The 12995-nt window shown below is 69.2% G+C and carries 8 protein-coding genes; 5 read left to right on the plus strand and 3 right to left on the minus strand.

Features of this window, described 5'->3' with window-relative positions; translation table 11 throughout:
* The first annotated feature begins 36 nt into the window (after nt 1–36).
* Nucleotides 37–5550, plus strand: coding sequence for a DNA repair ATPase (locus HUW62_RS40080; RefSeq protein WP_176437420.1), 5514 nt, complete (start codon nt 37–39; stop codon nt 5548–5550).
* A 69-nt stretch (nt 5551–5619) separates the two neighbouring features.
* Here HUW62_RS40080 and HUW62_RS40085 read toward each other — a convergent pair whose 3' ends face one another.
* Nucleotides 5620–6318, minus strand: a complete 699-nt coding sequence (locus HUW62_RS40085) for an expansin EXLX1 family cellulose-binding protein (RefSeq protein ID WP_163867019.1) — start codon at nt 6316–6318, stop codon at nt 5620–5622.
* Nucleotides 6319–6526: 208 nt separating this feature from the next.
* On the opposite strand from HUW62_RS40085, the gene HUW62_RS40090 reads away from it, so the two are divergent.
* Complete coding sequence (locus HUW62_RS40090) at nt 6527–7054, plus strand: hypothetical protein (protein ID WP_368670599.1); 528 nt, start codon at nt 6527–6529, stop codon at nt 7052–7054.
* Nucleotides 7055–7147: 93 nt separating this feature from the next.
* Here the strand turns inward: HUW62_RS40090 and HUW62_RS40095 are convergent, their stop codons facing one another.
* Nucleotides 7148–9010 carry a von Willebrand factor type A domain-containing protein gene (locus HUW62_RS40095; RefSeq protein ID WP_176437422.1) on the minus strand — a complete coding sequence of 621 codons (1863 nt, stop codon included), beginning with the start codon at nt 9008–9010 and terminating at the stop codon, nt 7148–7150.
* Nucleotides 9011–9108: 98 nt separating this feature from the next.
* Between HUW62_RS40095 and HUW62_RS40100 the strand changes: the two genes are divergently transcribed.
* Nucleotides 9109–9597 carry a VOC family protein gene (locus tag HUW62_RS40100; RefSeq protein WP_176437423.1) on the plus strand — a complete coding sequence of 163 codons (489 nt, stop codon included), beginning with the start codon at nt 9109–9111 and terminating at the stop codon, nt 9595–9597.
* Here the strand turns inward: HUW62_RS40100 and HUW62_RS40105 are convergent.
* Nucleotides 9591–10691, minus strand: coding sequence for a heparan-alpha-glucosaminide N-acetyltransferase domain-containing protein (locus tag HUW62_RS40105; protein ID WP_176437424.1), 1101 nt, complete (start codon nt 10689–10691; stop codon nt 9591–9593). The genes HUW62_RS40100 and HUW62_RS40105 overlap by 7 nt on opposite strands.
* A gap of 251 nt (nt 10692–10942) precedes the next feature.
* Between HUW62_RS40105 and HUW62_RS40110 the strand changes: the two genes are divergently transcribed.
* A complete protein-coding gene (locus HUW62_RS40110; protein WP_176437425.1) occupies nt 10943–11983 on the plus strand; it encodes a pirin family protein in 1041 nt (346 codons plus the stop codon).
* Nucleotides 11984–12223: 240 nt separating this feature from the next.
* Nucleotides 12224–12995 (plus strand): MFS transporter (locus tag HUW62_RS40115; protein ID WP_176437426.1); only part of this gene is annotated, 772 nt, incomplete at its 3' end.

Genomic DNA, 12995 nt, shown 5'->3' on the forward strand with positions numbered 1-12995 from the left:
GGGGCGGGGTCCCCGCTAAATTTCCGGTGAGCACTCATGGCAACTGACGGTGGCAAGGGCGCGGCGCCCACGGGCGAGACGGCGCTAGAGGGGGGGAGCTACGAGGTCATCCGGACGCGCCTCCTGGCACAGGCGGACGTGCTGGGCGCGAAGGCGAACGACCTCAATGCGCGGCGCAAGGCGTTCTTCGGCGGCTCGGAGCTGGCGGTCACCGGCAACGAGCGGGTGCGCACCGAGAACAACTGCGTGGCGCGCGACATCGTCAGCGTCGGCAAGTACCTGCTCTTCGGCTACAACGTCTTCATCGGATTGAAGAAGGAGACGTCCGTCGCGGATGTCTTCTCGCTGCACCGCTTCGAGAAGACGGCCGACGGGTTTGATTTGTCCGCGGTGCCGCACACGGAGGCGGGCGGCTTCCTGGCGGACCCGCGCTTCATCAAGGACTTCAGCGAGCTGTACCGGTACTACAAGGACGCGAAGCTCCTGCAACTGCGGCGCAAGGACGCTCGCCTGTTGGCCATCTTCCAGACGGGCCAGACGGCTCGTGACTTGAAGGTGTTCCGCTTCAACCTGGACACGGAAGGGCGCGCCACCTACCTGGACAACCAGGGAGAGAAGGACCACGTCTTCCCCCCGTCCCACGACTTCGAGTGGACGGTGGCCACGCGCGAGAACTACGTGCTGGGCCAGCACCCGCACGTCAACGTGTTGGACCAGGTGTTCGTGGAGACGGTGAAGGGCGACCTCACCGTCAAGGTGGAGAACAACACCTCGTCCGGCCTTGGCATCTACAGCGAGCCGGTGGAGGACGCGAACCAGTCGCTGGACGACGCGCGGTTCGCCTGGGCCAAGGTGGGCACGCTCATCCTCATTCGCGTGCTGCCCTTCCGCGAGAAGGCCCAGCGCTACCTGGTGTTCAACTCGCGCACGCAGCACGTGCTGCGCATCGACGCCATCGGCCAGGCCTGCATCCGGCTGCCCGAGGACCAGGGCATCATCTTCCCCGGCGGGTACTACCTCCAGACGGGCGACTACAAGGTCTTCGACGGTGAGGCCACCGGCTCGGGGATGGAGTTCAAGCACGTCATCCGCTCGCCGAACGGAGAAGACGTGCTCTACATCTTCCACCAGCGCGAGGAGGGCCGGTACCTGCTCTTCCCGTACAACCTGGTGCGCAAGGAGGTGCAGAACCCGCTGGTGTGCAACGGCTACAGCCTCTTCGCGGACGGCGGGCTGGTGGTGTTCCGCGAGACGTCGCAGGAGCCCACGCGCGTGCACCCCATGCAGGTGTGGCAGACGCCCTTCGTGTCGGACGAGCACGCGGCGTCGGTGCCCGCGGCGCCCGGCTACCTGGGCAAGGTGGGCAACGCGGAGTTGGTGCGCGGCATCTCCGACGCGCTGACGATTCAGCGCGTCGCGAAGACGGACAAGCCCAACCGCCGCACGTACGAGGACCTGGTCGCCGCGGCCACGCGCGCGCTGGATGCGTACTACTGGCTGGGCCACGCGGAGACGGGTCTGCAGGAGCCCGTGGAGCTCCTGCGCCGGACGTCCGAGCTCATCATCGATGAGTTCGAGAAGGTGCTCGCCCTCCAGAAGCGCGCGTTCGAGTCGCTGGCGGAGGCGGAGAAGGCGCAGACGAAGCTGCTGGGGCGCGTGCAGCCGGAGCTGCTCACCTCGGCCGAGGAGTTCATGCACGTGCTGGCGGAGCTGCGCCAGCAGCGCGGCCACCTCATCACGCTGAAGGACATCCGCTACATGGACCTGGGGCGCGTGGACGCCCTGGAGAAGGCGGTGGTGGAGGCGTCCGACAACACCAGCTCCGGCTGCGTGGACTTCCTCCAGAAGGGCGAGGCGCTGCAGCCCCTGGCCGCGCGCCTGGACGAGCTGCTCGCGAAGCTGGAGCCGGTGAAGACCACGGTGGAGCTGGCGCCGCTGGGCGAGGACATCGAGAAGACGGCCCAGGGCCTCACGGTGCTGGGTGAAGTCGTGGGTGGGCTCCAGGTGGGAGACCCGCTGGCGCGCGCCCGCATCCTGGAGGGCATCTCCGAGCTGTTCGGTCGGCTCAACCGCGTGCGCGCGAGCCTCGCCGCCAAGCGCAAGGAGCTGTCCAGCCGGGAGAAGCGCGCGGAGTTCGGCGCCCAGTTCAAGCTGTTGGGGCAGGCGATTGAAAACGCGCTGGCCCAGGCGGACCTGCCGGAGAAGTGCGACGAGGGGCTGTCGCGCCTCACGGTGCAGTTGGAGGAGCTGGAAGGGCGCTTCGGGGAGTTCGACGAGTTCCTCGGGCAGATCACCCAGAAGCGCGAGGAATTGCTGGAGGCGTTCGGCGCCCGCAAGCAGACGCTGGTGGACGAGCGGCAGCGTCGGGCGCAGAGCCTCTTCGGCGCGGCGGAGCGCATCCTCCAGGGCGTGCAGCGCCGCTCCAAGACGTTCAAGTCGGATGACGAGCTGAACGGGTACTTCGCCACCGACGCGATGATCCTCAAGCTGCGCCAGCTCTCCGAGCAGCTCCTGGGACTCCAGGACAGCGTGCGCTCGGACGAGGTGCTGTCGCGGCTCAAGTCCGCCAAGCAGGACGCGCTGCGGGCGCTGCGCGACAAGCAGGACCTGTTCGCGGATGGCGATTCGCTCATCAAGCTGGGCACCTACCGCTTCAACGTCAACACGCAGCCACTGGACCTGACGCTGGTGCCGCGCGACGGCGCGCTCTACCTCCAGCTCACCGGCTCCGACTACGCGCAGAAGCTGGAGGACCCGGAGCTGCTCAAGCACCAGGGCCTCTGGGAGCAGCACCTCGTCTCCGAGACGCGGGACGTGTACCGCGTGGAGTACCTGGCCTCCTGCATCCTCTCCGACGCGGAGGACGGCAAGGGCGGGCTGACGCTGTCCGCGCTGCACGAGGCGGTGATTGCAGGCACGTTGCTGGAGAAGGTGCGCGCCTACGCGGCGGACCGCTTCGACGAGGGCTACGAGCGCGGCGTGCATGACGTGGACGCGGCGGCGGTGCTGGAGAAGCTCCTGACGCTGCACCAGGGCGCGGGCCTCCTGCGCTTCGCGCCGGTGCCTCGGGCGTGGGCCTCGCTGTACTGGGCCTTCGATACCGACGAGGCCGCGCGGACGCTGTTGCACCGTCGGGCGCGAAGCCTGGCGCGGCTGCGGCAGACCTTCTCCTCCGTCGGAAGCCTGTCCGAGCTGGGGCTCGCGCTGGGCGAGGCCGTGGAGGCGTTCCTCAAGGCGCAGGGGCTGGCGCACTCGCCGGCGGAGGCGCGCCAGGCCGGGCGCTACCTGGTGGAGGAGCTGGCCGTGGACCGGCCCCGCTTCACCACGAGCGGCGAGGCGGTGGTGCTGCGCGACGCGTTCCTGGCGCAGTTGGAGCGGCAGGGCACGCGGACCGCCTTCGAGGAGGACCTGCGCGGGCTGGAGAAGGACCTGTCCGCGCGGCTGCTCATCGCCAAGGCGTGGGTGGAGGCGTATCTGGCCCAGCGCGAAGGCGGCCCCGGTGACGCGGGCTACTTCGCACTGGAGACGGCGGTGCTGCTGCTCACCGAGCGCAAGCTGGACCGTGAGCCCGCGGGCGCGCTGACAGCGGCCGAGGTGTCAGGCCTGTTGGGCAGTCACTCGCGCGTGCACGACCGGAAGCTGTCCTTGCGCCTGGATGAGTTCCTGGCGCGCCTGGGCGAGTTCCGTCAGCTCCGCGTGCCGCAATACCAGACGTACCGGGGGCTGCTCCGGGACTTGCTGGAGCGCGAGCGCCGCAAGCTGCGCCTGGAGGAGCTGACGCCGAAGGTGCTGTCGTCGTTCGTGCGCAACCGCCTCATCGACGAGGTGTACCTGCCGCTCATTGGCGCCAACCTGGCCAAGCAGTTGGGCGCGGCGGGCGAGGGCAAGCGCACGGACCGGATGGGCATGCTGCTGCTCATGTCGCCTCCGGGCTACGGCAAGACGACGTTGATGGAGTACGTGGCGAGCCGGCTCGGCCTCACCTTCGTCAAGGTGAACGGCCCCGCGCTGGGCCACTCGGTGAAGTCGCTGGACCCGGCGGAGGCGCCCAACGCCACGTCGCGGCAGGAGGTGGAGCGCATCAACCTGTCCTTCGAGATGGGCAACAACGTGATGCTCTACCTCGACGACATCCAGCACACGGACCCGGAGCTGCTCCAGAAGTTCATCTCGCTCTGCGACGGCCAGCGCCGCGTGGAGGGCGTGTGGAACGGCCGGACGCGCACCTATGACCTGCGCGGCAAGAAGTTCTGCGTGGTCATGGCCGGCAATCCCTACACGGAGACGGGTGAGCGCTTCCGCATTCCGGACATGCTCGCCAACCGCGCGGACACCTACAACCTGGGTGAGATTCTCGATGGGAAGGAGCACCTGTTCGCGCTGAGCTATCTGGAGAACGCGCTGACCTCCAACCCGGTGACGGCGCCGCTGGCCACGCGTGACGCGGCGGACACGCACCGCCTGCTCCGCATGGCGCAGGGCGAGGAGGTTCCCGCGGGCGAGCTGAAGCACGGCTACGCGGCGGCGGAGTTGCAGGAGATCATCGCCATCTTCCAGCGGATGTTCCGGGTGCAGTCGGTGCTGCTGAAGGTGAACATGCAGTACATCGCCTCGGCGGCGCAGGATGAGCGCTTCCGCGCGGAGCCCGCCTTCAAGCTCCAGGGCTCCTACCGCAACATGAACAAGCTGTCGGAGAAGCTCGTCGCGGCCATGACGGACGCGGAGCTGGAGCGGCTGATCGACGACCACTACCAGGGCGAGTCCCAGACGCTCACCACCGCGGCCGAGCAGAACCTGCTCAAGCTGGCGGAGATGCGCGGACGCCTGACGCCGGAGAAGGCGAAGCGGTGGGAGGACATCAAGCAGGGCTTCGCGCGCGTCAAGCGCATGGGGGGCAAGGAGGACGACCCCGTGGCCCGCGTCACCGGCCAGCTCAGCGGAATCGAGGAGCAGCTCGGCGCCGTGCGAGACGCGGTGCGGGACGCGGCCACCCTGGTGCAGCAGGGCTCGGCGGATCGGAACGAGGACCCGACGGCCGAGGCGCTGCCGTACCTGGAGGCCCTGCGCGACGCGGTGCTGGAAGTGGCGAAGGTGGGGCGCGAGGTGAAGGACACGCCTGCGCCTCTTCCGGTGGCCCCGCCCACGCCGGCGCACGACCTGGCACCGTACCTCAAGCACCTGGCCCAGCTCCTCAAGGCGCTCACGGAACGCGTGGCGACGGCCTCCCAGGCGCCCGTGGTCCAGCAGGCGCCGGCCCAGGACTTCGGGCCGTACATGGAGCAGCTCTCCCGGGCGCTCGCCGCGCTGGCGGACCGGCCGGTGAACGTGTCCGCGCAGATGCCCGCGGAGGCGCTCCAGCGCGCCGCCGTGGCCGGGCCGTCTCCGGCGGAGCTGAGTCGGCAGATTGAATTGGTGGAGGGCGTGCTGCTGCCCCTGGAGCGAGCCTCCCGTCGCGCGGTGCAGGGCGAGGGTGAGAACGTGAAGTCTCTCCAGGTCTGGCAGAACGTCACCGAGGCGCTGGAGCTGCTGCGCTCCATGCTGCGTCGGTAGTCGCCGGGCCTTCTCGAGGTCGGGGCTCGACGGTGTGTCGAGCCTCGGCCCTCTAGAAGAAGGTCCGGATCAGCGGAACTGGGCGGAGCCCTCGAAGGTATCGTCGTCCATGACGCGGGGCAGGGTGTCCTCCACCTGCTCACCGGTGGTCGACGTCACGCGCACGGTGAAGGAGCCTTCGCCCATGCCGCTGTCGTTGACGAAGTAGTTGTAGTCCTGGCGCGGGACGTCCTTCCACGCGCCGTCGCCGCGACGCCACTCCAGCTTGGAGATGGGTACGCGGTGGTTGCGCACCTGGATGGCGGTCCACCACGGGTTGCTGCCGTTCTTGAAGTGGTACTCCAGGCCACCGGCCACGTCGCAGGAGACCACCTTCCAGGTGATGTCCACGCGGCCCAGGCGCATCTCGGCGATTTTCGCGAAGGCCTCGCGGCTCAGGTCCAGGTGGCCGGCCTCGCACTCCGGACACCTGTCGACGATTCGAACCCGCACGTTGCCACTGGGGCCCTGGATGTCCACGCACTGGCCACACGCCGCGCTGTTGGCGTACTGCGGGGTGTTCATCGCGGCCACCATCAAGTCGTTGGGGCTGGCGTCGTAGCTGCAATTCCCCGCGCCCGTGGCGTCGTAGTACGTCGCGATGCCCTTCTGCTCCTCGCCCAGGGGCACTCCTCCGCCGCTGGGGTCATCACTGCATCCGCCACACGCGAGGAAGAGCGTGGCCATGGGAACGAGCAGACGTCGGGAGGGCAGGTGGGATGGGCGCATACGTCCCGAAGGATACCGCAACGCGTCCGCGCGGTGCCTGGCCCTCGTTCACGGAAATGTCGATGCAATGACTTGCAGGACTGTTAGCGTGCCGCCGCTTTCAAACGAACAAGGGGGTCGTCACGTCATGAAATCCTTCAGGCGCGCTGTCTGTCTTTGTGCAGCGGTGGTCCTCCCGGCGTGTGGTGGCGAGGAGTCCCCGGGCGGAGTGGAGGAGGTGCCTGGCACCCAGGAGTCGGCGTTGGTCCTGGCGGTGTCCCGAGGCTGCACCTTCGAGCTCACCTCGGCGGTCCGGGCGGGCACGATTCCGCCCATTCACGACATCACCTTGTCCCGGCTCGCGACGGAGTCGTGCCGCTGGCCCGCGGCGAGTGCGTGGGTAGGCAGCTCCGTCATTGTCACTCCCAGCCTGGCGCTGGCGGCCAATGACCTGGGCGTGGCCGTGGGGTACACGATGAAGAACAACTACAGCGGCAGCTCGCCCGTGACGGTGGGCCTCAGGCACGTGGACCCGGAGCTGATGACCGTGGAGCGGACCTCCGGCCTCGCGGTGTACCTGGGCACGGGAAGCGTCTTCCTGTCCTATCTGAGCATCCAGGTGGATGGCACGACGCTGACGGTGGGTGGGTCGAAGTCGGGCCGCATCGGCGGGGAGACGGGCACTGGCGGCAACTACGTGGCCACCTTCCCGGACTTCTTCACCAGCACCACGGCGCCCACCGTCGTCGCGTACTGAGCGCGTCCCTCGGACCGGTCCGAAAAAACGATGGGGTGGAAGGCGCCCCCCGGGCCTTCCACCCCATTCCCCCTGCAACCTGCTTGGGCCTGCCTACTCGCCGCGGGCGGAAGCGCCGGACAGCGCGCGGGCCTGCGACACCAGCTTGACGAACTCGTTGCGGTCCGCGTCACCAGCGGCGGCGCCCTCGGCGAGCTTCTGCGTGGTGGCCAGGCTCCAGCCCTCGGCGGCCGGGTTGCCCCGGAGGATGTCCGCGGTGGAGGCGACGGCCAGGGCGAAGCGGAAGTCAGGCGAGGAGGCCTCCACCGAGGCGCGCAGCAACGAGCGCTCGAAGGGGAAGGACTGCTCGGCGGCCTCGGTGCCGTTGGGCGCCTTGGCGCGCACTCGCACGGTGGCGAGCGACTCCTTCGAGTCCTTCACCAGCTCCACCTCGTACAGCGCGGTGACGTTGTGGCCCGCGCCAATCTCACCCGCGTCCACCTTGTCGTTGCGGAAGTCGTTGTCCGCCACGTCCCGGTTCTCGTAGCCCATCAGGCGGTAGCGGCGCACGGCGGCGGGGTTGAACTCCACCTGGAGCTTCACGTCCTTGGCGATGACCTCCAGCGTGCCGGTGAGCTGCGTCTCGAAGACCTTCTTCGCCTCCTTGAAGCTGTCCACGTAGAAGCAGTTGCCGTTCCCCTTGTCCGCGAGCTTCTCCATCATGTCGTCGCGGTAGTTGCCCATGCCGAAGCCCACGGCGGTGAGGGTGACGCCCTCGGCCACGTACTTGTGGATGCTCTCCAGCATCGCCTGCGGGCTCAGCGTGGGGCCGATGTTGGCGTCGCCGTCGGTGAGGACGATGACTCGGGAGACGACCTTGCCAGAGGCCTTCTTCACCGCGTGCTTGTAGGCCAGCTCCATGCCGGTGCCCATCGCGGTGCCGCCACCGGACTGGAGCGTGTCCAGCGCGGCGTGGATGGTCTTCACGTCCGTGGCCGGCGTCGGCGCCAGCACCTCACGCGTGGAGCCCGCGTAGGTGACGATGGCCACCGTGTCGTTCTCGTTGAGGTTCTTCACGGCGATCTTGATGGCCTCCTTGGCGAGCGGCAGCTTGTCCTGCGACGCCATGGAGCCGCTGGTGTCCACCAGGAACACCAGGTGCGCCTGCTTGCGCTGCGAGCGCGAGACGACCTTGCCCTGCACGCCCACGCGCACGAAGTGGCGCTTCGAGTCGAAGGGCGACGGCGCGGCCTCCAGGTGCACCGTGAAGGCCCCCGTCTCCGGCGGGGTGTAGCGGTACTTGAAGTAGTTGACGAACTCCTCGACGCGCACGGCGGAGGAGGGCGGCAGGTTGCCGTTCTGGAGGTAGCGGCGGGCCACCGTGTACGACGCGGTGTCGACGTCCGCGGCGAACGTGGACAGCGGGTCCTTGCTCGTCTCGGTGAAGGCGTTGGGCTTCCACGCCTCGAAGGTGTTGCCCTGCCGCGGGCCACCGGTGTCCACCCCGTCCAGGTCCTTCTCCGTGAGGCGGGCGCTGGCCTCGAGCTTCTTCGTGGGGGCCATCCGGGAGGGCTTCGCCGGCGGAGGACCCTGGACACTTCCGATGACGCCACCGGCCACCGCGCCTCCTCCCAGCGTGGCGGTGGCGGGCGCGGCCATCATGGGCTCGGGGGCGGGTGCCGCACGCATCATCTCCGCCTCGATGCCTCGGGGCGCCTTCATGGCCCGGTCCTCTTTGGGCTGCGCGGCCGCGGTCTTCCTCTGGTCCGTGCTCCCCTCGTCGGCGGCGAAGTCCTGGGGCGAGGCGCTCGGAGGCGGGGCCGCCTCGGCGTTGGCCTGGGCGGTGGGGCGCGCTTCGGCGGCCCTCAGGCCCTGCTTCTCGTTCTGGGATGAGGAGGAGCATGCCGGCAGGACACAGGCGACGAGCAGGGCACTTCCCCACTGGGTCAAACGGCGCTTCAGGAAGGTCTGGGACATGTGTTCTCCGGGGGACGGAATCAACAGGCGCCGCATCGAAACGCACGACCTGACAAATGGGTCTATTCCCGCGATTTTTCCCGGTAGGTTCCAGGCCCATGCAGACCTCGAGACCCTTCCGAATCCTGGGCATCCAGCAGATCGCCATCGGCGGCGCCGACAAGGCCCCGCTCCGCAAGCTCTGGGTGGACCTGTTGGGCCTGACGCCTCATGGCACCTACCGCAGCGAGCGGGAGAACGTGGACGAGGACATCGTCACCGCCGGCGCGGGGCCCTTCAAGGTGGAGGTGGACCTGATGCAGCCCGTCAATCCGGAGGGCAAGCCCCGGGTCCACGAGACGCCGCTCAACCACGTGGGCCTGTGGGTCGACGACCTGCCCGTCGCGGTGAAGTGGCTGGAAGCGCAGGGCCTGCGCTTCGCCCCCGGAGGCATCCGCAAGGGCGCCGCGGGCTTCGACATCTGCTTCGTGCACCCCAAGGGCAACGAGCAGTTCCCCTACGGCGGCGAGGGCGTGCTCATCGAACTGGTCCAGGCTCCGCCGGAGGTCATCTCCGCGTTCGAGCGCCTCTCAACCGACGCTCACTGAGGCACGGCGGGACGCAGCCTCCTGCCCAGGCTCCGGAGCGCCGTGCGCACGAGGTGCTCCAGCCGGTCCCACGCCAGGCACAACATCCACGTGGCGACGATGAGCGCCGCGGTGAGCAGCCAGTACTGGCCCCAGCCACTGCGGTCTCCCCAGAAGCGCTGGAACGAGAAGACGCCTCCAATCCGGTAGAACAGCAGCATCTCGTGGAAGAAGTAGGCGGAGAGCGACGACGTCCCGAAGACCTCGATGAACCGCCGCAGCCGCGAGGGCGCATGGTCCCCGGGCACCCGGGCCTCCAGCGCCATCAGCCCCAGCAGCACGGCGCAGACCCACGCGAAGCGGGCCGCCGAGTTCGACGGGTTGGAGACGAAGAAGCGGTGGTGCGGGTAGAGCTGGAAGAGGAAGTCTCCCGACGCCGCGGCGATGGCGCCCACCGCGACGAGCATGAGCAGCGCCACGGCCAGGGGACGCCGGCCCCATGCGCCCGCGAGGCTTCCGGCGAACGCGCCCAGCCACGCGAAGCCCATCCATGGCAGCAGGGGGAAGGGCGCGAAGGAGGACTTGTTGGTGAGCGTGGCCAAGGGCTCGGGCACGTGCTCACCGAAGGGCGCCACGGCGAAGACGATGAAGGCCAGCGCCAGGCTCAGCCCCGCCAGTCCCCGAGGCCGCGAGGCCAGCGCGGAGACCCCTGGCAGCATGAGCAGCAGGCACAGGCCCACGCACTGGAGGATGTCCATGCGGAAGAGCCACTTCGGCTCGCTCAGCAACGGGAACCACGCCCAGTTGACCAGGGATGCGACGAGGAGGACCTCGCAGGTGCGGCGGAAGTTCTTGGGCACGCGCTCGCGCAGGCGACCGCTGGCGGCGCTGCGCACCATGACGAGCGCGAGCGCGAAGCCGGCGGAGAAGATGAACGCGGGGGCGACCAGCCCGTCCACCTTGAGCAGGCGGCCCACCCAGACGCTCTTGCGCAGCTCCGGGGTGAGCAGCGCCAGCGAGTGCGTCTGGACCATGAACAGCACGGCGATGCCGCGCAGCCAGTCGATGGCGCGCACGCGCTCTTGGGACACGGGGAGGGACGGGGAGGGGTTCAAGGCGGGCGCACCCTACGGCAAGTCCGGGCCCGCGTGTATGGGGAGGAGGGATGAGCGGGCTGGCGGGCCCGGGGACATGAAAGGATGCGCCCCGTTCATGCCAGGATTACAGCCTGGAGACGGCGTCATGCGTGAGGTGGCCCTTGGGTGATGAGGTCAGTCGGAGAGCGGCGCTGAAGGTGCTCGCGGTGGCGGGGGCCACGTCGGCCGCGAGCTGCTCGCGGAGCAACGGAAAGTCAGAGGAGCAGGGGATGAGTCAGCAGCAGGGAAGTGAGCAACCCGCCGTCATGGCCCTGAGCCCGCTCAGGGGGATGCCCTGGCCCACGCCAGACCCCTTCCTATTCTGCGTGCACCACGTGGACGCCTACCCGACGGGCAACGAGCGGATGGGACCCACCGTGTCGCTCGCGGGCCGCCAGCTCGGCCAGGACTTCGACGGCCGGGACGGCTGGAACATGTACCACGGCACCGTCGTCCCCGGCTTCCCGCAGCACCCGCACCGGGGCTTCGAGACGGTGACTGTCGTCCGCAGCGGGCTGTTGGACCACTCGGACTCGCTGGGCGCGGCGGCGCGCTTCGGGGGCGGGGACGTGCAGTGGCTCACGGCGGGTAGCGGCGTGCTGCACTCGGAGATGTTCCCGCTCTTGAAGAAGGACCAGCCCAACCCGGTGGAGCTGTTTCAAATCTGGCTCAACCTGCCGAGCGTCGACAAGCTGGTGACGCCGCACTTCTCCATGCTGTGGAACAATGTCATTCCCCGGCACGTCGCGCGGGATGCGGCGGGGCGCACCACCGAAGTCACCCTCGTCGCCGGAACGCTGGGCGACGTGAAGGCCCCGCCACCGCCGCCCAGGTCGTGGGCCGCGCGGGCCGACACGGACGTGGCCATCTGGACGCTGAAGCTGGCCCCGGGCGCGCGCTGGACGCTGCCCGCCGCCGCGCGCGGGAGCAACCGCTTCCTGTACTTCTTCAAGGGCTCCGCGCTGAAGGTGGGGGGCCGCGCCATCCCCGCCTCGCATGTCGTGCAGCTCCGTCCGGAGGTGGACGCGGTGCTGGAGAACGGCCCCGACGAGACGGAGTTGCTGATGCTCCAGGGCCGGCCCATCGCCGAGCCGGTGGTGCAGCACGGCCCCTTCGTCATGAACTCCCGCCAGGAGATTCAACAGGCGTTCAGCGACTACCAGCGCACGGGCTTCGGCGGGTGGCCGTGGAAGAGCGACGACCCGGTGCACCCTCGCGAGGAAGGCCGCTTCGCGCGCCACGCGGATGGGAAACTGGAGCGACCGGCCTGACGAGTCCCTCGCGCCCTGGCCGTTGCCCCGGCGAGCCAGGGCCCGATGCCCGCCTCCCTGGCTCCTTCGGGAGCAGGGGGGCCCCCGGACGGAGTGTCGTCGAGCGTGACAGGCGCGGGGCCACATGTGCATAGAAGAGGGGTGTCCGACTCCCCTGGCTCCTCTCCACCTGGCTCGCCGCCCGCGTCCGCCAACAGAGGCTCCCGGCTCGCGTCCATCGCCGTGGCGAGCGCGCTGTTCATGGAGTTCGTCGACTCCACCGCGCTGTCCACCGCGCTGCCGACGCTGTCCGTGGCCTTCGGCACGGACCCCATCCACCTCAAGCTCGCGCTGACGTCCTACATCCTGGCGCTGGCGGTGCTCGCGCCCGCGAGTGGCTGGATTGCCGACCGCTTCGGTCCCCGCCGCGTCTTCATGCTCGCGATGGGGGTGTTCCTCATCGCCTCGGTGCTGTGCGGCTTCTCCCGGACGCTGCCCCAGCTCGTCATCTTCCGCACACTCCAGGGCCTGGGGGGCGCGCTGATGACGCCTGTGGGGCGGCTCATCGTGGTGGGCTCGGCGCCCAGGGATCAGCTGGTGTCGGCGCTGAGCTGGTTCACGATGCCGGCGCTGGTGGGGCCGCTCATCGGTCCACCGCTGGCGGGCCTCATCCTCGGCGTGGCGGACTGGCCGTGGATCTTCTTCATCAACGTGCCGGTGGGCCTGTTGGGCATGCTCGCGGTGTCGCGCTTCGTGCCGGAGCTGCCCCAGCCGCACCCGGGCCCGTTTGACTGGCGGGGGTATGCCATCGCCGCGGTGGCCATCACCCTGACGATTGGCGCGGCGGAGACGCTGGGCGTGGGGTTGGTGCCCGTCCACATCCAGATGGGCATGGCGCTGGTGGCCGTGGGGGCGATTGCGCTCTACGTGTCGCACGCGCTGCGGATGAAGAAGCCGGTGTTGGACGTGCGGCTCTTGAAGCTGTCGACGTTCAGGGCCAGCACGGCGGGGGGCGGGCTGGTGCGGATGGGGT

The organism is Myxococcus sp. AM011 (assembly GCF_013372595.1).
Classification (GTDB): Bacteria; Myxococcota; Myxococcia; order Myxococcales; family Myxococcaceae; genus Myxococcus; species Myxococcus eversor.

Coding starts and splice junctions, on each gene's coding strand:
- HUW62_RS40100 (WP_176437423.1), top strand. CDS start 9,109: ATGCAGACCTCGAGACCCTTCCGAATCCTGGGCATCCAGCAGATCGCC.
- HUW62_RS40080 (WP_176437420.1), top strand. CDS start 37: ATGGCAACTGACGGTGGCAAGGGCGCGGCGCCCACGGGCGAGACGGCG.
- HUW62_RS40110 (WP_176437425.1), top strand. CDS start 10,943: ATGAGTCAGCAGCAGGGAAGTGAGCAACCCGCCGTCATGGCCCTGAGC.
- HUW62_RS40085 (WP_163867019.1), bottom strand. CDS start 6,318: ATGCGCCCATCCCACCTGCCCTCCCGACGTCTGCTCGTTCCCATGGCC.
- HUW62_RS40095 (WP_176437422.1), bottom strand. CDS start 9,010: ATGTCCCAGACCTTCCTGAAGCGCCGTTTGACCCAGTGGGGAAGTGCC.